21 protein-coding genes are annotated in these 16,265 nt (G+C 63.1%); 7 read left to right on the top strand and 14 right to left on the bottom strand.

The window, feature by feature from the left end; genetic code table 11:
* Window positions 1–64: 64 nt before the first annotated feature.
* Window positions 65–592, top strand: coding sequence for a histidine phosphatase family protein (locus tag IPK75_03215; GenBank protein ID MBK8197357.1), 528 nt, complete (start codon window positions 65–67; stop codon window positions 590–592).
* A gap of 119 nt (window positions 593–711) precedes the next feature.
* Here IPK75_03215 and IPK75_03210 read toward each other — a convergent pair whose 3' ends face one another.
* From IPK75_03210 to IPK75_03200, 3 genes are all read right to left on the bottom strand, one after another.
* The gene (locus tag IPK75_03210) at window positions 712–1,014 is read right to left on the bottom strand and encodes a UrcA family protein (protein ID MBK8197356.1); all 303 of its coding nucleotides are present in this window, start codon (window positions 1,012–1,014) and stop codon (window positions 712–714) included.
* Window positions 1,015–1,096: 82 nt separating this feature from the next.
* Window positions 1,097–1,282, bottom strand: coding sequence for a hypothetical protein (locus IPK75_03205; GenBank protein ID MBK8197355.1), 186 nt, complete (start codon window positions 1,280–1,282; stop codon window positions 1,097–1,099).
* A gap of 244 nt (window positions 1,283–1,526) precedes the next feature.
* Window positions 1,527–3,047 (bottom strand): deoxyribodipyrimidine photo-lyase, encoded by a 1,521-nt coding sequence (locus IPK75_03200; protein MBK8197354.1) that lies wholly within the window; start codon window positions 3,045–3,047, stop codon window positions 1,527–1,529.
* A gap of 105 nt (window positions 3,048–3,152) precedes the next feature.
* Between IPK75_03200 and IPK75_03195 the strand changes: the two genes are divergently transcribed.
* The 4 genes from IPK75_03195 to IPK75_03180 all read left to right on the top strand — a co-directional run bounded on the left by IPK75_03195 (window position 3,153) and on the right by IPK75_03180 (window position 7,406).
* Window positions 3,153–3,401, top strand: coding sequence for a hypothetical protein (locus IPK75_03195; GenBank protein MBK8197353.1), 249 nt, complete (start codon window positions 3,153–3,155; stop codon window positions 3,399–3,401).
* A gap of 85 nt (window positions 3,402–3,486) precedes the next feature.
* Window positions 3,487–4,926 carry a glycosyltransferase gene (locus IPK75_03190; GenBank protein ID MBK8197352.1) on the top strand — a complete coding sequence of 480 codons (1,440 nt, stop codon included), beginning with the start codon at window positions 3,487–3,489 and terminating at the stop codon, window positions 4,924–4,926.
* Between the two features lie 78 nt (window positions 4,927–5,004).
* Window positions 5,005–6,219 (top strand): acyl-CoA dehydrogenase family protein, encoded by a 1,215-nt coding sequence (locus IPK75_03185; protein ID MBK8197351.1) that lies wholly within the window; start codon window positions 5,005–5,007, stop codon window positions 6,217–6,219.
* Between the two features lie 50 nt (window positions 6,220–6,269).
* Entirely contained in the window at window positions 6,270–7,406 is a 1,137-nt protein-coding gene (locus tag IPK75_03180; GenBank protein ID MBK8197350.1) for an acyl-CoA dehydrogenase, read from the top strand.
* 15 nt (window positions 7,407–7,421) lie between these two features.
* Here the strand turns inward: IPK75_03180 and IPK75_03175 are convergent, their stop codons facing one another.
* The 11 genes from IPK75_03175 to IPK75_03125 all read right to left on the bottom strand — a co-directional run bounded on the left by IPK75_03175 (window position 7,422) and on the right by IPK75_03125 (window position 14,097).
* Window positions 7,422–8,312 carry an SIMPL domain-containing protein gene (locus tag IPK75_03175; GenBank protein ID MBK8197349.1) on the bottom strand — a complete coding sequence of 297 codons (891 nt, stop codon included), beginning with the start codon at window positions 8,310–8,312 and terminating at the stop codon, window positions 7,422–7,424.
* A 206-nt stretch (window positions 8,313–8,518) separates the two neighbouring features.
* On the bottom strand, window positions 8,519–8,881 hold the full coding sequence (locus tag IPK75_03170; protein MBK8197348.1) for a DUF2853 family protein: 363 nt from the start codon (window positions 8,879–8,881) through the stop codon (window positions 8,519–8,521).
* Between the two features lie 161 nt (window positions 8,882–9,042).
* Window positions 9,043–9,942 carry an SIMPL domain-containing protein gene (locus IPK75_03165; GenBank protein ID MBK8197347.1) on the bottom strand — a complete coding sequence of 300 codons (900 nt, stop codon included), beginning with the start codon at window positions 9,940–9,942 and terminating at the stop codon, window positions 9,043–9,045.
* Window positions 9,943–10,045: 103 nt separating this feature from the next.
* The gene (bfr, locus tag IPK75_03160) at window positions 10,046–10,522 is read right to left on the bottom strand and encodes a bacterioferritin (GenBank protein MBK8197346.1); all 477 of its coding nucleotides are present in this window, start codon (window positions 10,520–10,522) and stop codon (window positions 10,046–10,048) included.
* Window positions 10,523–10,718: 196 nt separating this feature from the next.
* Window positions 10,719–10,919 (bottom strand): (2Fe-2S)-binding protein, encoded by a 201-nt coding sequence (locus IPK75_03155; protein MBK8197345.1) that lies wholly within the window; start codon window positions 10,917–10,919, stop codon window positions 10,719–10,721.
* 76 nt (window positions 10,920–10,995) lie between these two features.
* A complete protein-coding gene (locus IPK75_03150) occupies window positions 10,996–11,223 on the bottom strand; it encodes a helix-turn-helix transcriptional regulator (GenBank protein MBK8197344.1) in 228 nt (75 codons plus the stop codon).
* Between the two features lie 3 nt (window positions 11,224–11,226).
* Entirely contained in the window at window positions 11,227–11,619 is a 393-nt protein-coding gene (locus IPK75_03145) for a hypothetical protein (protein MBK8197343.1), read from the bottom strand.
* 147 nt (window positions 11,620–11,766) lie between these two features.
* Window positions 11,767–12,558, bottom strand: coding sequence for a hypothetical protein (locus IPK75_03140; protein ID MBK8197342.1), 792 nt, complete (start codon window positions 12,556–12,558; stop codon window positions 11,767–11,769).
* 40 nt (window positions 12,559–12,598) lie between these two features.
* On the bottom strand, window positions 12,599–12,811 hold the full coding sequence (locus IPK75_03135; protein ID MBK8197341.1) for a hypothetical protein: 213 nt from the start codon (window positions 12,809–12,811) through the stop codon (window positions 12,599–12,601).
* Window positions 12,812–13,018: 207 nt separating this feature from the next.
* Window positions 13,019–13,168 (bottom strand): hypothetical protein, encoded by a 150-nt coding sequence (locus tag IPK75_03130; GenBank protein ID MBK8197340.1) that lies wholly within the window; start codon window positions 13,166–13,168, stop codon window positions 13,019–13,021.
* Window positions 13,169–13,170: 2 nt separating this feature from the next.
* Window positions 13,171–14,097, bottom strand: coding sequence for an IS1595 family transposase (locus IPK75_03125; GenBank protein MBK8197339.1), 927 nt, complete (start codon window positions 14,095–14,097; stop codon window positions 13,171–13,173).
* 157 nt (window positions 14,098–14,254) lie between these two features.
* On the opposite strand from IPK75_03125, the gene IPK75_03120 reads away from it, so the two are divergent.
* Both IPK75_03120 and IPK75_03115 read left to right on the top strand, forming a co-directional pair.
* Window positions 14,255–15,844: a lysine--tRNA ligase gene (locus tag IPK75_03120; protein ID MBK8197338.1), complete on the top strand. Its 1,590-nt coding sequence runs from the start codon at window positions 14,255–14,257 to the stop codon at window positions 15,842–15,844.
* A gap of 60 nt (window positions 15,845–15,904) precedes the next feature.
* Window positions 15,905–16,234, top strand: a complete 330-nt coding sequence (locus IPK75_03115; protein ID MBK8197337.1) for a hypothetical protein — start codon at window positions 15,905–15,907, stop codon at window positions 16,232–16,234.
* Window positions 16,235–16,265: the final 31 nt, after the last annotated feature.

Genomic DNA, 16,265 nt, shown 5'->3' with positions numbered 1-16,265 from the left:
ACAACCACAGCTGCCTGAAGCCGCCGATGAGAAATCCTCAATGCCGCCGGGAGCGGGTTCGCCCATGAAACGCCTGATCCTGATGCGTCACGCCAAGACTGAGCCCTGGTCGGAGGGCATCGACGATTTCGGGCGTGCGTTGACACCGCAGGGGCACGGCGATGCCAAGCGCATGGCCGAGGAACTGGTTGCGTTGGGCTGGAGTCCGGAATTGATTCTGGTCTCGAGCGCGCGGCGGGCACGCGAGACCTGTTCGGAAGTTGCCAGCATCTTCTCCGGCGAGAAGGTGCGCCCGATGGAGTCGCTCTACCTGACCGGCGTGCGCGGACTGACCGAAGCCGTCAGCCAGAACGACCGCGCGGGCACGTTGATGGTGATCGGTCACAATCCGGGCCTGCACGATTTTGCGCTTTCGATCCTGCGCGAGGGCGGCTCGGAAGACCATCAGGCCTCGCTGCGGCTGAACGAGAAGTTTCCGACCAGTTGCGCGGCGCTCTACGAGGCGCTGGCGCACGGCGCGTTCGTGCCCGCACATTTCCGGCTCGCGCATGTGCTGCGCGCCAAGGATTTCCGCGACGGCGACGGGGACTGAGCTTCTCCTGGCCCAAAAAAAAGAACCGCCTTCGTCTGGCGGGACGAAGGCGGCAGTGGGCGTTGTCGCGGCGAGGCGTATGGAGTGAGAGGCAGGGCGCCGCGACAGCGCAGGCCGGTTCAGCGGTTGGCGTGGACTTCGCTGAGATTGGCGTTGTTGATGGCGCGGACCGTGTTGGTCAGCGTGCGCTCGGTGCAGGCGCGGACCGCGATCTGCTTGCCGTATTTCACGTCGGCCAGTTCCGTTTCGCAGCGGTCGGCGACCTGCTTGCGGATATGGTCATACTCTTCGGCGGCGCTGGCCGGGGTGGCGAGTTTGGCCTTCGAGTAGCCGACATCCATGTTGAACGTGCTGGAGGCGGCGAGGGCCGGCGCGGTGAAGACGGTGACGGCGAGGGCGGCGGCGATGAGGGGGCGGTACATGAGGTGTTTCCTTCCTTGGGGGCTTTTCTGGGGGGGTAGAAGCACCGCCAGGGCAGGGGTTCCCGGCGGTGCTTCAGGGTCGCTACGAGCGGAGCTCGCGGCGGTTCTGGCGGCGGCGGCGGCGGGCGAGGATATCCATCCGTTCCACCGCGACCGTGTCGTTTGCAGCCTCGTACCGGACAGGGGCGGTTCCGGTGGGGCGGGCAAGCGCCGAGACAGCGGCGAATTTTTCGGCACCGATGTCGTTCGAAAGGGCGCGGGGGGACATGATCTATTCTCCTGTTTGTTGTGGGTCTGGTTTCTGTTTCTGCCTTGGCGGGCTGTTCCCGCTGCCGACAATTCGTAGATAGACCAGCACTTATCGTTTTTCAATATTAAATTATCGAAAAAAAATAAAATCAAGCAAAAACAAGGCGATAAATTCATCGAAAAACGATAATTGAGGCTGCGCGATGGCGTCGCGGACTTTTATCGTTGGTCAATATGGGTAGGAATCGGGGCTTGCGGCCGCTTCAGGAGGCGAAGGCGCGTCCGAAGTCGAGATCGAGTTGCGCTTTCGCGGCGGGCCGCTCAGCGGGCCGGGTCGCAGGCCTGCGGCGGCGCGCGCCGATCCGGGCCTGGAAGTCGTCAGCGGCAGCAGCCGGAGCCGCTTGCCGGCGAGCGGCAGCGATGCGGCTGCGCGCTTCATTGGCGGCTGCCTTGTGGTCGACAATCCGCATCGGATAGGTCTGGCCCAGCACGACCCCGGCGGCGGACAGGAATTCCGGAGGCGCATCCCAGGGCGCATGCAGGAAGGCATCCGGCAGCCGCGCAAGTTCCGGCACCCACTGGCGGATGAAAGCGCCGTCGGCATCGAGGAGGCGCGATTGCTTCACCGGATCAAAGATGCGCGGCGCCTCAACATCGGTCGCCGCCGCCTGAAGGCGGGCCTGGGCAAGGTGAATGGCGGGCTCGAAATCGGTGAACAGGCCGGCGAGGCGGCTCGCCGGCAGCCGCCAGTCAAGCCAGAGGTGGTGCGAAACAAAGCCGATCACGAGCGCCCGCGCCTCATGGTTTATCCAGCCGGCGGCCCTCAGCGCGCGCAGGTTGGCGTCAAGGAAGGGGAAGCCGGTGCGCCCTTGCAGCCAGGCGTCGAGCCGCGGATCCGCCGGATCGGCGCAGGGGCGAACGCCGTCATGTGCGGGCACCAGCGTACGCGGATCGAGCGCGGCCTGGCCTGCGTGGGCCTGAAGGCAGCGGCCGCGTTCCGTGAGCCGTTCAAGGAAGATGTGGAGCGACGCAGTGAAGCCTGCATCGTCGTCGGCCGCACGCAACTGCAGGGCGCGCTGCGCGGCTTGCCAGGCCTCGCGGACGGACAGCGTTCCGAAAGCAAGGTGCGGCGAAAGGCGGGAAGTCAGCTCGGTGCCGGCCTGCGGGTCTTCGAGGAAGGAGCGCAGGCATTCGACGGCCGCCGCCCGTCCACCCGGCTGGCGGGCAGGACAGTCCGGCTTGCCGAGGCCCAGATCTTCGGCGTCGGGCCAGACCGGCGCAGGCAGCACGAGTGACCGGATTGCATCCGGCGCCTTTGCGCGCGGCGCGCCCATAGCGGCGTTCCAGCGCGCGTAAAAGGAGCCGGACGGCTCCGGGGATCCTGTGAGGCCCGGTAACGGCTGCTCGCGCATCGCGACGCCGGCGTTGCGTGCCCAGCGATAGACCAGGCGGTCCCGGCCGGCGCACCATTGCAAACCGGTTTCCTGGTAGGCGTGGACGGCCTCAAGGCCGTACTCGCGATGCAGCGCGGCGAGCACTTCGGCGGCCGGGCCGGTGCGCACCACAAGCCGGCTGCCCCGGGCTGCGAGGGCGGCATCAAGCTCGCGCAGCGACTCCAGCAGGAAATCGAACTGGCGGCGCGAAATTTCCGGCTGCGACCAATACTCGGGATCGAAGATGTAGACCGGGAGCACAGGCGCGCCGCTCGCCGCCGCTGCCAGCAGCGGAGCGTGATCGTGGACGCGAAGGTCGCGCCGGAACCAGAGGGCATGAACGCCGGACATGGAACAAATGTAGAACAAACGAGCCGGGGCTTCAAGAGGCGGGCGCATGTGCCCCGTTCTGCCGGAATCCTGCGCCTATCCCAGTGAAGGCAGGAGGAACCACACATGTCCGGACCGACCGACCCTAAGCTTGGCCGACCCACGCATTGCTGGAACTGCGCGTCGCCTTTGCCGGTGTTCACCTATTCCTGCGGCATCTGCGGAACGGACAACACGCCACTGGATGAAATGTCGTCCAGCGCCGGCGGGGCGGACGACAGCGCGGCTGGTACGCCGCCGTCGTCGCGCGCGGCGTTGAAGGCCGCTCTGGAGCGTCAGAGGAAGGCGCTCCGCGACTCGCTGAAGCGCAAGTGAGGCCAAGACGATTTCATTGCGAACGTGAAACGATTGTGATCTAAGGTTTGTGGATAACTTGTGAAAATGCTGTGGGTGCTGGGGCGTGGCGGCCGACGGAGAAGGCTTTTTTGACCGGGCAGGTGAGCCCGGCGGGCAGGGTCTGTTACGCCCGCCCGCAGACCGGCGCGCGGCGCACGCGGCGGCTTTCGGCCTGCTCCTGCGCCGTCCCGGTCACTCCGCCGCTCGCACCCTGACACCGTCGCAGCGGCGTGCATTCGCCCGGCTGTTTGCGCTCATCGGCATCGCTGTCCTCGTTGCGCCCTCCACCATTGCCGCGTGCCTCGGCTGGTCTGGTGCGCTGTTCTTCTTCGCGGTGCTGGCGTTCCGGGTGCGGGTCTACGTTGCTGGCGCAAGCCGCGCTTCGCCGGCCGCGCCGGTCGCCGGGGCGTTGGAAGACTGGCCCGTCTACACGCTGTTGATCGCGCTGAAGGATGAAGCGGAGACCGCTGCGCAGCTCGCGGCGGCAATCCGCGCGCTCGACTATCCGGCTGACAAGCTCGACGTGAAGCTGCTGATCGAAGCAGGCGACACGGCCACGCTCTCCGCGCTGCGCTGCGAGCGCTGGCCGGCCGGGACCGAACTATTGGTCGTCCCGCCTGGTAACCCGCGCACCAAGCCGAGGGCGCTCAACTATGGTCTTGCCCGGGCGCGCGGCGCTTTTGTTGTCGTCTATGATGCGGAGGACCGTCCGCACCCGGATCAGCTGAAGGCGGCGGTGAGGGCGTTTGCGGCGGCCGGCAGCAGTCTCGCCTGCGTCCAGGCGCCGTTGGCCGGGGAGGGCGGCCGTGGCTGGATCGCGGGCCAATGGGCATTGGAATATGCCGTTCAGTTTGGCCGCGTCCTGCCGGGCCTTGCCCGCCTCGGCTTGCCGGTGATGCTGGGCGGCACGAGCAACCATTTCAGGCGTGCAGCACTGGTGTCGGCCGGCGGCTGGGACGCCTGGAATGTCACTGAGGACGCCGACCTCGGCCTGCGCCTCGCGCGCGGCGGCCAGCGTGTCGGGGTCATCGCGCCGCCGACGCGCGAGACGCCGCCCGAGGCCTTGCTTGTCTGGGTCAACCAGCGCTCGCGGTGGCTGAAGGGCTTTCTGCAGACCTGGCTCGTGGTGATGCGCCAGCCACTGGCGGCGCTGCGCGAACTTGGGGTCGGCGGATTCCTCGGGGTGCAGCTGACGCTGGGCGCCGCCATCCTGTCTGCGCTTGTCCACGGCCCTTGGGCGCTCTGGCTGTGCGCTTGCGCGCTGGTGCCCGGCGCCGTGATGGCGCCTGCCTTCGCCGGGCTGGCACTGCTGTCGTACGCGGCGGGCATCGCGATGGCGCTCGCCGCGCCGGGGCAGCTTGGCGTCCGCCGGCTGTGGCTTGCGCTCACCTTGCCACTCTACTGGCCGCTGCAGACGATCGCGATGGGCCGCGCGATCTATGGTCTCGCCAGGTGTCCGCATTTCTGGGCCAAGACACCCCACCGCCCCGCCGGGACTTTCTGACGCCGCGTGAACGCTTGGCGGATGCGGATGGCCGGCTTAGGGTGGCTCGATAATCCGAACATTCCAGGGAGTGAGCCGATGGCCTACGACAATGCCGAGCAACTCGAGGCGTTCCGCGCCGAGACCCGCAAGTGGCTGGAGGAAAACTGCCCGCCTTCGATGCGCACGCCGATGCCGGATGACGAGGTTGTCTGGGGCGGGCGCAATGCCACGTTCAAGAACCCGGAATCGAAACTCTGGCTCGACCGGATGGGAGAGAAGGGCTGGACCTCGCCGCAATGGCCGAAGGAGTATGGCGGCGGCGGCCTGAACCGGGACGAGGCCCGCGTGCTGGAGCAGGAGCTGCGCCGCATCAAGGCGCGCCCGCCACTCTTCTCGTTCGGCCTCTGGATGTTTGGCCCGGCGCTGCTGGAGTTCGGCAACCACGAGCAGAAGCTGCGCTTCATCCCGGATATCCTGAAGGGCAAGATCCGCTGGTGCCAGGGCTATTCCGAGCCGGGCGCGGGCTCTGACCTGGCCGGCCTGCAGACGCGCTGCGAAGACAAGGGCGACCACTACCTGATCAACGGCCAGAAGGTCTGGACGTCCTATGCCGACAAGGCGGACTGGATCTTCTGCCTCGTGCGCACCGACACATCGACCAAGCATGAAGGCATCAGCTTCATCCTGTTCGACATGAAATCGCCCGGCGTGGAAGCGCGCCCGATCCAGCTGATTTCCGGCGAAAGCCCGTTCTGCGAAACCTTCTTCACCGATGTGAAAGTGCCGAAGGACCAGCTGGTGGGCAAGGTCAACGGCGGCTGGGAGATCGCCAAGCGGTTGCTGCAGTTCGAGCGCTCGTCGATTTCGGCCGGCGGCTTCGGCGGCACGGGCGGCTCCGGCATCCTCGGGCCGGAAGAGTATGCCAAGCAGCATATCGGCACCGACGAGAGCGGCCGCCTGCTGGACGGCGACCTGCGCGGGCGCCTCGCCGATCACAAGATGTACTCGAAGGCATTCGCCCTCACTGTGCAGCGCCAGACCGAGCAGGCGAAGGCCGGGCAGGCGGTCGGCCATACGGCGTCTATCCTGAAGTACGGCGCCGCCAAGATGAACCAGGACCGGCATGAACTGCTGATCGAGGCGCTCGGCACCGAGGGACTCGGCTGGGAAGGCGAGGGCTTCGACAAGAATGCCAAGAAGGTCACGCGCCAGTGGCTGCGTTCGAAGGGCAACTCGATCGAGGGCGGCACCAGCGAGATCAACCTCAACGTCATCGCGAAACGCGTGCTCGGCCTGAAGGATCATCAGTAGCCGGACAGACCTTCCGCCCTTTGACCGAATTTGTACCAGGAAATTGAACCATGAGCTTTGTACTGACAGAAGACCAGGAGATGCTGCGCGAGACGGCGATGGCGTTCGCGCGCGACGAGCTGCCGGTGAGCCACCTGCGGGCGCTGCGCGATGGCGGCGCCAATGGCGATGACCGGGAGACGCGCAAGAAGCTGGCGGAGCTTGGCTTCTATGGCGTGATCATTCCGGACGAGCCGGGCGGGGAGACGTTCGGCCTGACCGGCCTTGGCCAGATCCTCGAGGCGCAGGGGCGCACGCTGGCGGCAACGCCGCTGCTGCAGACCGCTCTGATTGCTGCCTCCGCGCTGCAACTCGGCGGGACGCCGGCGCAAAAGGCTGAGTGGCTGCCGAAGATTGCGGGCGGGGAGGCGACCTTCGCGCTGGCGCTCGACGAGTCGGCGCACTTTTCGCCCTACAACATCGCCACCGAAGCCGAACGCGACGGGCAGGGGTTCACGCTGAATGGCCTCAAGAAGTACGTGCCTGACGGGCATTTCGCCGACATGTTCATCGTGGCGGCGCGCACGTTCGGTGAGCCCGGCGACCGGCACGGCATCAGCCTGTTCCTCGTGCCGCGCAAGACCAAGGGCGTGACCGTCAGCATCCTGAAGACCGTCGACAGCCACGGCGCGGCACATATCAGCTTTGATGATGTGCACGTGACCGAAGCGGCCCTGATCGGGCCGGCCGATGAAGGCGCGGACATTCTCGATCCGGTTCTGGACCGTGCGGCCATCGGCATGGCGGCAGAGATGCTCGGCTCCTCGCAGGCGGCGTTCGACATGACGCTGGAATATCTCAACAACCGCAAGCAGTTCGGCCAGCTGATCGGCTCGTTCCAGTCGCTGCAGCACCGCGCCGCGAAGATGTTCGTCGAGCTTGAGATGACACGCTCGTGCGTGGCGGCGGCGCTGGGCGCGGTCGATGCCGGCAAGAATGATGTGGCCGAGCTGGCAAGCCTTGCGAAGGCCAAGGCGAGCGACCTGGTGCATCTCGTGTCGAACGAATGCGTGCAGATGCACGGCGGCATCGGCATGACGGACGCCGCAGAGCCCGGCTTCTACATGAAGCGCGCCCGCGTGCAGGAAACCCTCTACGGATCCGCCAGCTGGCACCGCGACCGCTACGCGCGGCTGAACGGGTTCTAGCCGCCGCGTCCGGGATTACTTTCCGGCCGCGTAAACGACGCAGACGGAAGATGTGATCGTCTGCGGCCTTGCATCGGTCGGCAGGTCGAGGCCTGCGATCTGCTCATCCGTGATCGGCGCGCCGCGCTTCAGTTTTTGGCTGGTGACGGAGACGGTTTGCAGGCGGGACATCGCTTGTGGGAGTTCGTCCAGCATGGTTTCCGCTGTCAGGGTGCCACCCACGATGCCGATTGCCGCCTTGCTCCACCGGCCAAGGCAGGGGCCGTTGCCTTCCTGGATGACGAGCAGCTGGCCGAGCGTCGCGCCGGTCGCGGCGGCGCTGGCCTTTGCGCGCGCAGCGGCGTCAGCGGCGGCGGCCTCATAGGCGGCGCGGTACGCTTCGGCGCTGACCTTTGTGGATATGTCGAGCGATGAGGAATCTTCCGGTCCTGCGGCCAGCGCTGCCGCGCGCACTTTGCCGGCGAGGTCAAGGTCTCCGTTCACCTCCACTTCGATCGAGGCATAGGCGGCATATCCGCGGATCTTGTCGGCGCGCTCATTGTCGACGAGGTCGCCGTCTTCATCCTTGTACTGTTCATACAAGGGCTCCACCTCGACAGAGGTTTCTGCGATGACTTTTGTGCCGCCGGTGCGCTTGATGGCTTCGAAGGCCACTTTCGCGCGTTGAACGGCGCGGGTCATGGCCGTGGCGGCATCCTTGTCGGTCTCGGTGAAGGTCACGTCGAAGCTGGCGGTGTTTGGCGGGATTTCCAGTTCGGCGCGGCCCAGCGCTTCGATGACCGGCGCGCGCGTCCAGTAAGGCGTGACATAGGCATCTTCCTGATAGTCGCGGCCCTCCTTGATCTGGGAGAAGGCGGGCGCGGCAAGCGCGAACGAAACACAGGCGAGAAGGGCAGGGCGAAGCATCGGATTTCCTTTCCTTTGTGGAAGACCGGCATGAATGTCCGATGGTCTGCCTGTCCGGTTTGCAGCCCACCTGAGTTGATCGTTACGATCTTTTTGGTGGAAACCAAGTCACTTCACGCGTGAAAATGTGAGAGGGAAGGCCCGCACAAAAAATCGCCGCCTCGGGCTGGCCGGGGCGGCGATTTGATTCTCAAGTGAAAGATGGCTCAGGCGGCTTTCAGGGCGGCGGCCTTCTTCAGTTCCTTGGCGACGAGATAATAGACGACGGGGCGGTGTTTCGCGCGCACGGCGCGGCCGTACTTCTCTATGGCCGACTTGAGGGCTGTGTGGCCCTTGTCCTCGTCCGAGATTCCGAGCTTCTTCACAATGAAGCTCGTCCGTACACGTTCCATTTCGTCCTTGTTGGACGCGGCAACGGTTGCCGAATCCGGCTTGTAGATTGCGGGCCCGCAGGCCTTCACGCAGGCGTCGAGGAGTGCCATGTCAGGCCGCGCTTCGCCGACTTTCTCTTTCAGGTCGGCCACATACTTCTCGACAAGCAGTTCCTTCGCACTGGGCGCTTTCGCCATGGGATGTTCCTTTTCTGGTTTGTCTGCCTTGGCTCCAAAAAGGAGCGTGACAATGCGTTGGGAGGCGGAGCACAAAGCCCCGCCTCCCCTTAAGACGCCAGTTTGGAAGGTGGATCAACCCTTTTTCACGGGCTTTCCATAATACGTCCGTAGACGGATGTTTACTGATCAACCTTGTAGATCATGCAGACACTGGCTGAGACGCTCTGTGTCTTGTCGTCCGACGGCAGGTTCAGCGCGTCGAGATCGGCCTGCGTGATCGTCACCATGCGCCCGTCAATCATGCCGGAGGCAACCGGCGGCGGAGGCGGCGGGGGAGGCGGCGGCGGCGCGTAGGCCGGCGCGGCGCGGTAGTAGTCATAGTCGCTGCCGCCATAGGACGACCAGCTGCCGAGGCACGGGCCGCTGCCTTCCTGGACGACCATCAGGCGCCCGAGCTTTCCGCCGCTGGCCGAGGCAGTCGACTTCGCGCGGGCCGTGCCGTCTTTCACGGCGGCCTCGTAGGCTTCGCGGTTCATTTCAGTCGTGCGCTCAAGATAGGTCGTGAGGCCGCTCGAATTTTCCGGGCCAATCGCCAGCGCGCCGGCACGCGCCGTGCCAGCCTTCGAGACATCCTGCACCGTGACATTCAGCGACACGCGCGCCTCATAGGCCCGGATCTTGTCGGAGCGCTCGTTGTCGATCTTGTTGCCGTCCTTGTCCTTGTACTGCTCATAGAGTGCAGTGACGTTGACCGACGTGGTGATGACGGAGTCCTTGCCGGCGGATTTCTTGATCGTGTCGTAAGCCAGACGGCCGCGCTCGACGGCGAGCTGCATGGCCTTCTTCGAGTCCTTGTCGGTCTCGAGATAGGTCACCGAGAAGTTTGCGCGGTTCGGCGCGACCTGCATGTCGGCGCGGCCGATCACTTCGATCACCGGCACGCGGGTCCAGTAAGGTGTCGTGAAGGCTTCGTTCTGGAAATCCGGCGCGCCCTGAGCGAGGGCGGGAAGGAAGGCGGTGGCGGCACAGGCGGCCGTTAGGCCGGCCGCGAGGCGGGCATGCAGCGTGAGTTTCGACATTGGAGTCCCCAACAAGACGTGGATGGTTCAGCTGCCGCAGGCGCGCGGCAACGCGCTGAATATCCACGCCTTATTGCGTCGGCACAATGACCCGGACGGGGCCTTATCCGTTCGCTTCGGACTGGAGTTGGGTATAGCGCTCGATGCCGACCCGCTCGATCAGCGAGAATTGCGTCTCGAGGTAGTCGACGTGCTCCTCCTCGTTGTGGAGGATCTTGCCGAACAGGTCACGGCTCACATAGTCGCGCACCTTCTCGCAATGCTCCATGGCGTCGCGAAGGAGCGGGATGGCCAGGTTCTCCATCTTCAGGTCGGCGTGCAGGATCTCCTCGACGCTCTCGCCGATGTGCAGCTTGCCGAGGTCCTGCAGGTTCGGCAGGCCGCCGAGGAACAGGATGCGCTCGATCAGCCAGTCGGCGTGATGCATCTCCTCGATCGATTCCTCGTATTCCTTCTTGCTGAGCTTGGTGACGCCCCAGTCCTTCAGCATCCGCGAATGGAGGAAATACTGGTTGATGGCCGTCAGCTCGTTCTTGAGGGCGATGTTCAGGTATTCGATGACTTTCTTGTCGCCTTGCATGGACGGCTCCTGTGGGGATGGGAGGATAGGGAGATTTACCTAGCCTTATAGGCGAGCGGACGGGCTGGCGCAATAAAAAATCCAATGAAATCAATTGCATATGCAAGTGCGACACACTTGCAAACAGGTGTACGGCGCGTTCCGGCGCGCGGCAGGAACGGCTTGAATTGAAAGGATTTTGGAGTTGTCGCGGGGCCTATTCGGCCGCGAGGATGGCGCCTTGCGGAACGCAGCGATCCATCTGCTCGGCAATCATTTCGCCGATTGTGGTGGAGCACTTGCCGCAATTGAACTTGCAACCATGGTGCGACTGGACGGCTTTCGGGCTGCGCGCGCCCGATTCGACGGCCTCGCGAACCGACCGGCAGTTGATACGATTGCAGACGCAAATGATCATGAGAACCATTTGCAGCACTTGAGAATGAGTGTCAATCGAAGTTTGCGGTTAACGCCTGCGCTCCGCCGCCGCAGTCTCAGCCAGCGGGCGGCCCCTGCCAGCCGAACACGGATTCCACATCTGTCTCGAACACGCGGGCAATCCGGAATGCGCTTTCCAGGGACGGTGAATATTTGCCGAGCTCGATGGCGATGATGGTCTGGCGGGTCACGCCGATCGCCTCGGCGAGGGCCGCCTGGCTCATCGGACCATTCTGTTCGCGCAGTTCGCGGATGCGGTTGGTGATCGGCGGGGGCTTGGCCACGGCTCAGGCTCCCCGGCGGAAGAGGATGATCTGGAACGTGTATTCCGCAATCTGTCCAAGCATCAGCGCCAGGAAGACGAGGTGGAACAGCATGTTGCCGTCGCCGTTCACCGCAAAGTGCCAGAGTGCACCCAGCAAGGGCACCGCGAGGACATAGCCCGACCAATGACCAGCCTTGTCGAGGATGCGTTCTTCGCGCTCGTCGGCGGGGGCATCAGCTTCGCGAGGCGAAAAGACGGACAGGGCGATCATCGCCGTGACCGAGGCGATGACGATCACGACCACATAGGCGATGACGAGTCCGATGATGGGCGGCGCCGTCCGGCCAATGGCGTCAGTGATCCGGACGACCTTGTCGAAATAGAAGATCGCCCCGGCAATCAGGATGAGGGCCATGGCCCATGCGGTTTTTTCTCGGAATGACATGGCAGATCCTTTTCTGTGTCAAAAATATCTTACAAAGACGTGTAGTCTAAGATTTTTTACATGTAAAGTATATTCGACATGTTATATTTGACGTACCCACCCAATGATTCCAGCCTGTCAGCCTGTGATCTTTCGGCACTCGGCCTCAAGGTCATTGATGACAGCCTCTGCCTTTGCCGCGAAAGCATCGACAACCGGCATTGCCGGAACGTTCTTAAGTGCCCCGGATTCCTGAAAGACTACATGGAATGCAAAGCGGTAGTTGTTCTTGATCTTCAAGTTCCCGCCGTGGACCAGCACTGTCATCTCATTGTGCACAGGGTCCCAACGCAGAGCCGGGTGAATAACCGGTCCGATCTCGCCATTTCCAGTGGTGTAGGAGTCAGGGAACCTCCCTCCAGAAACATATCCGACGACTCTCACGCTGACGGTGTGCTTTTGGTTTGCGAGCTTGGCGATTTCCCGAATTTGGTTTCCGCTTTCCGAACCCGGATCACTTCGCGGGTATGGCTCGTGCTTTCGGATAACATCGTGAAGTTCCCGAGGAATGTTGGCTTTAGCGTTTTCCATTCGCCGGTTGAGGTCTTCGAGGCTGGACCTCCACGGGAAATGGACGTCGCCGCTTTTTGGCCGCCTGTTGATGGCACAAACCGCGGCGAACATGGCTTGGTCAAAGGCGTTCTTGGTGTTCGAGATCGCTTCAAAGATACGGCGATCAACGCGATCGGGGATGCTCTCGCTGAGTTTGACCTTAAAGTGATGCAGCCCCGTTTCAGGGTCGATATCAGTCACCTCCACACCGCGTACTCGGGCGAAGTAGCTTTCAAGAACGACGTGCGATTCCTGGATTGCTTCTTTTGCCCAGTTGAGTGAGCGGCGAGGAATTTCGAAATCGTTCAGTTGCGGCATGATGATATTGGGGTGCGAGAATACTCGCACCCCAACCTTTTCAGATCAGCGTCGGCTGTTCAGGCCCGCCAGCCTCAGGGAACTTGTGGCCGTTCAGCACTTCGCTGACGCGGCCGGGGTTCACATCGAACTCAGCGGCAATGCGGTTCACAAACCAACCACGGTCACGGAGATTGTGAAACTCCCGCGCCATCGTCAGCGTGACCCGCTTGCTGGGCTTCCGCTTTTCCTTGTCTTCAGGCTCATCTGCCATTCTAGCACCCAAATAAAGGTGCCGGTGCGGCTTGACTGTCCTACCCGAAACGACTCATAAGAATCATGTCTAGACACCCGCCCGCACCGGCGGTTTTGCACTAAGGCCGTCATGTTCGCGCATGACGGCCTTTTCCATTAGCGAGTGAGTCGCCGGATTCCGCAAGATTAAATTTGAGTCATTTCAAGGGCGTGGTAGATCGTCCGCCTACGGCCTTTTCTTGGCCTTCGGCACGACAGTTTTGAAAGCCTGCTCAAACGTCGCTTTGTCTTCGCCGGCCTCGACTTGCTTTGCGGTATCTAGAAACCTCTCGCGCTGAGGCTTTTCGTCCTTCGGCTTTTGCTTTTTGGCGGGCATTCCTACCGTCCTGAACGAGCTGTTTCGTAAGTGAGTCTCTTGCCTTGGATACCACAAACGATGGCGTTGGCGCGAGCCATGTCATCCACGCCGTTTGCGATGCGGTTGTTATAGCGGAAGTCAAACTCAGCGAGGTAGCGGTGCAGGTGCTGCTTGCCGCAGTGCTGGTAGGTGCCTTTCATGCCGCGCTTGAACACTGAGAAGTAGTTCTCGACGGTGTTGGTGTGCACGTCCGGCTCAGACTGGCTGACATACTCACCAATGCCGTGGTTGACGCTCTTGTGGCCGCTGAACTCCCGGCCGATGCCTCTGTACATATTGGCTTGGTCAGTCAGGATGCGAGCTTCCTTCGAGACGTTCTCTTTGACCAAGGGCCAGATGGTTGCGCGGGTCAGGTCATCGACAACAACCGAGCGGGCTTGCTTGGTGTTGCGATCAACAAGCGACAGGACTTTCATCTTGTGGCCAGCGCCCTTCTTCTTGGTCTTGCCGGGCTCGGTGCCGAAGAAGGTCTCGTCAACTTCCACGCTGCCACCGCCGCCGCCCATCGGAGCAAGGCCGCCAGTGCGCATGGCTTCGCGGATGCGGTGACCCATGAACCAAGCGGTTTTCAGGGTGACGCCAAGGGTGCGGTGAAGCTGGTTGGCGCTGATGCCCTTCTTGCTTGATGCAATCAGGAAGATCGCCTGAAGCCAGAGGTGCAGCTTGACCTTGGAGTCGTGGAAGATGGTGCCGATCTTCACGGTGAAAGGCTTGCGGCAAGCGTAGCACTTGTACACGCCAATCCTGGTGCTCTCGCCGCCCAGCTTGCCGGACTTGTCTACCACGCCGCAGTGCGGGCACACGCGGCCATCTGCCCAGACGCGGGACTCAACGAAGGCGTAAGCGGCTTCTTCGTCATGGAAGTGCGGGGAATTGAGGTATGACATGGGGAACTCCTATGCCGTCAATGTACTAGCTCAGGCTGGGTACGTCAAGTATAATATGTCGAGTATATTCGACATCAAGAATTCCGCCTCGCTTGACGCCTCAGGGCGCGGCCTCTAGGCCCGGCCATACTTTCGAGCCACAAGACTGACATTCCAGATGACCGACCTCTCCGCCCTTGCCCAATCCGCCAAGGCCTGGCCCTTCGAGCTTGCGCGCGCGCTCGAGAAGCGCGTGGCCGAGCAGGTGAAAGCCGGTGAGCGAAAGGCGGATGCGCCGGTGATCTTCGAGACGGGCTATGGCCCCTCGGGCCTGCCGCACATCGGCACGTTCGGCGAAGTGGTGCGCACGACAATGGTGCGCCATGCGTTCGAGGTGCTGACCGCTGGCAAGTATGTGACGCGGCTGATCTGCGTGTCGGACGATATGGACGGCATGCGGAAGATTCCGGACACCGTGCCGAATCCGAAATCGCTGGAGCCTTACCTGCAGCAGCCGCTGACGGCGGTGCCGGATCCTTTCGGCACGCACGAGTCGTATGGCCGGAATATGAACTCGCGCCTCTGCGCCTTCCTCGACCAGTTCGGATTCCAGTACGAGTTCCTGTCGGCGACGGACTGTTACAAGTCCGGCCGGTTCGATGCGATGCTGCGGCGCGCGGCGGAGAAGTATGACGATATCATGGGCGTCATGCTGCCGACGCTCGGCGAGGAGCGCCGCGCGACCTATTCGCCGTTCCTGCCGATCAGCCCGAGCACGGGGCGCGTGCTTTATGTGCCGATGAAGCATGTCGACGCGAAGAAAGGCGAGATCACCTTCGCCGACGAGGACGGCACGGACGTCACCCTTCCGGTGACCGGCGGCGCTGTGAAGATGCAGTGGAAGCCGGATTTCGGCATGCGCTGGGCGGCGCTTGGAGTCGACTTCGAGATGTTCGGCAAGGATCACCAGGCCAACGCGCCGATCTATTCGCGAATCGCCAAGATCCTCGGAGCGCGTCCGCCGGAACAGTACGTCTACGAACTGTTCCTGGACGAGAAGGGCGAGAAGATCTCGAAGACCAAGGGCAATGGCATCGCCGTCGAGCAGTGGCTGACCTATGCGCCGGACGAGAGCCTGTCGCTGTTCCAGTTCCAGAAGCCGCGCGTTGCGAAGAAGCTCTATTTCGACGTGATCCCGAAGGCGGTCGACGAATACCTGACCTTCCTCGAGAAGTTTCCGGCGGAGGATCCTGCGGCGCAGCTTGAAAACCCCGTCTGGCACATCCATTCCGGCCGTCCGCCGCAATGGTCGAGCCCGGTTTCCTTCGCGCTGCTCCTGAACCTTGTGGCGGTGGCCAACCCGACGGATGTCTCCCAGCTCTGGGCCTACATCACGCGCTATGCGCCGGAGGCCTCGCCCGAGACGCATCCGTTGCTGAACGATCTCGCCGGCTATGCGATGCGCTACTACACCGACTTCGTGCTGCCCGCTAAAACCTTCCGGGCACCGACGGAACAGGAACGCGCTGCGATGGCTGACCTGTCGGCGCGCCTCAAGGCGTTCGGCGAGGAGCCGACCGGCGAGAACCTGCAGACGATGACCTTCAGCGTCGGCAACGATCACGGCTTCGAGAACCTGCGTGACTGGTTCAAGGCGCTGTACGAGGTGCTGCTCGGGCAGAGCCAGGGGCCGCGCTTCGGTAGCTTCGCCGCCCTCTACGGAAAGCTTGAGACGGCCGCCCTGATCGATGAAGCACTGGCCCGCTGATTTGTAAGGTGCCTGTTGCGACGGCTCGGCTTAGGCTGGCCGCCTGACAGGAGACCGGACATGCGACTTGCCTTGATTGCACTTTGCGCCCTCGCGCTGCCGCTGGGTGGCTGTTTGGCGTCGAAGATTGTCACAGTGCCCGTGGGCCTTGCAGGCGATGCGCTTGAGGCGACGGGAAAGGGCGTGATGTATGTCGGCGGCACCGCTGTGCGCGTGACCGGCGACGCGCTCGACGGACCGGACGAGATGGTCCGGCTTGAGGTGACCTACAAGAAGGGCAAGAAAACCCGCACCGAGACCAAGACCGTCAAGGCCAAGCATGTCGAGCGCGAAATCGAGAAGATGAGCGAGAAGGGCAAGGTCGTCGACGTGGAAGTCTCGCCGCTCTGACGAGCAGGCAAAAAGCGCCCCGGACTCGCGA

The organism is Acidobacteriota bacterium (assembly GCA_016712445.1).
GTDB lineage: Bacteria > Pseudomonadota > Alphaproteobacteria > Caulobacterales > Hyphomonadaceae > Hyphomonas.
The sequence above is the reverse complement of the archived record's forward strand: the minus strand, read 5'-3'. Positions and strand labels throughout refer to the sequence as shown.

Bases quoted from the DNA above. Each gene is read 5' to 3' on its own strand.
- IPK75_03140 (MBK8197342.1), bottom strand. From the start codon at position 12,558: ATGCCGCAACTGAACGATTTCGAAATTCCTCGCCGCTCACTCAACTGG.
- IPK75_03170 (MBK8197348.1), bottom strand. From the start codon at position 8,881: ATGGCGAAAGCGCCCAGTGCGAAGGAACTGCTTGTCGAGAAGTATGTG.
- IPK75_03200 (MBK8197354.1), bottom strand. From the start codon at position 3,047: ATGTCCGGCGTTCATGCCCTCTGGTTCCGGCGCGACCTTCGCGTCCAC.
- IPK75_03165 (MBK8197347.1), bottom strand. From the start codon at position 9,942: ATGTCGAAACTCACGCTGCATGCCCGCCTCGCGGCCGGCCTAACGGCC.
- IPK75_03135 (MBK8197341.1), bottom strand. From the start codon at position 12,811: ATGGCAGATGAGCCTGAAGACAAGGAAAAGCGGAAGCCCAGCAAGCGG.
- IPK75_03175 (MBK8197349.1), bottom strand. From the start codon at position 8,312: ATGCTTCGCCCTGCCCTTCTCGCCTGTGTTTCGTTCGCGCTTGCCGCG.
- IPK75_03130 (MBK8197340.1), bottom strand. From the start codon at position 13,168: ATGCCCGCCAAAAAGCAAAAGCCGAAGGACGAAAAGCCTCAGCGCGAG.
- IPK75_03155 (MBK8197345.1), bottom strand. From the start codon at position 10,919: ATGATCATTTGCGTCTGCAATCGTATCAACTGCCGGTCGGTTCGCGAG.
- IPK75_03180 (MBK8197350.1), top strand. From the start codon at position 6,270: ATGAGCTTTGTACTGACAGAAGACCAGGAGATGCTGCGCGAGACGGCG.
- IPK75_03210 (MBK8197356.1), bottom strand. From the start codon at position 1,014: ATGTACCGCCCCCTCATCGCCGCCGCCCTCGCCGTCACCGTCTTCACC.
- IPK75_03185 (MBK8197351.1), top strand. From the start codon at position 5,005: ATGGCCTACGACAATGCCGAGCAACTCGAGGCGTTCCGCGCCGAGACC.
- IPK75_03120 (MBK8197338.1), top strand. From the start codon at position 14,255: ATGACCGACCTCTCCGCCCTTGCCCAATCCGCCAAGGCCTGGCCCTTC.
- IPK75_03215 (MBK8197357.1), top strand. From the start codon at position 65: ATGAAACGCCTGATCCTGATGCGTCACGCCAAGACTGAGCCCTGGTCG.
- IPK75_03195 (MBK8197353.1), top strand. From the start codon at position 3,153: ATGTCCGGACCGACCGACCCTAAGCTTGGCCGACCCACGCATTGCTGG.
- IPK75_03145 (MBK8197343.1), bottom strand. From the start codon at position 11,619: ATGGCCCTCATCCTGATTGCCGGGGCGATCTTCTATTTCGACAAGGTC.
- IPK75_03115 (MBK8197337.1), top strand. From the start codon at position 15,905: ATGCGACTTGCCTTGATTGCACTTTGCGCCCTCGCGCTGCCGCTGGGT.
- IPK75_03125 (MBK8197339.1), bottom strand. From the start codon at position 14,097: ATGTCATACCTCAATTCCCCGCACTTCCATGACGAAGAAGCCGCTTAC.
- IPK75_03205 (MBK8197355.1), bottom strand. From the start codon at position 1,282: ATGTCCCCCCGCGCCCTTTCGAACGACATCGGTGCCGAAAAATTCGCC.
- bfr (MBK8197346.1), bottom strand. From the start codon at position 10,522: ATGCAAGGCGACAAGAAAGTCATCGAATACCTGAACATCGCCCTCAAG.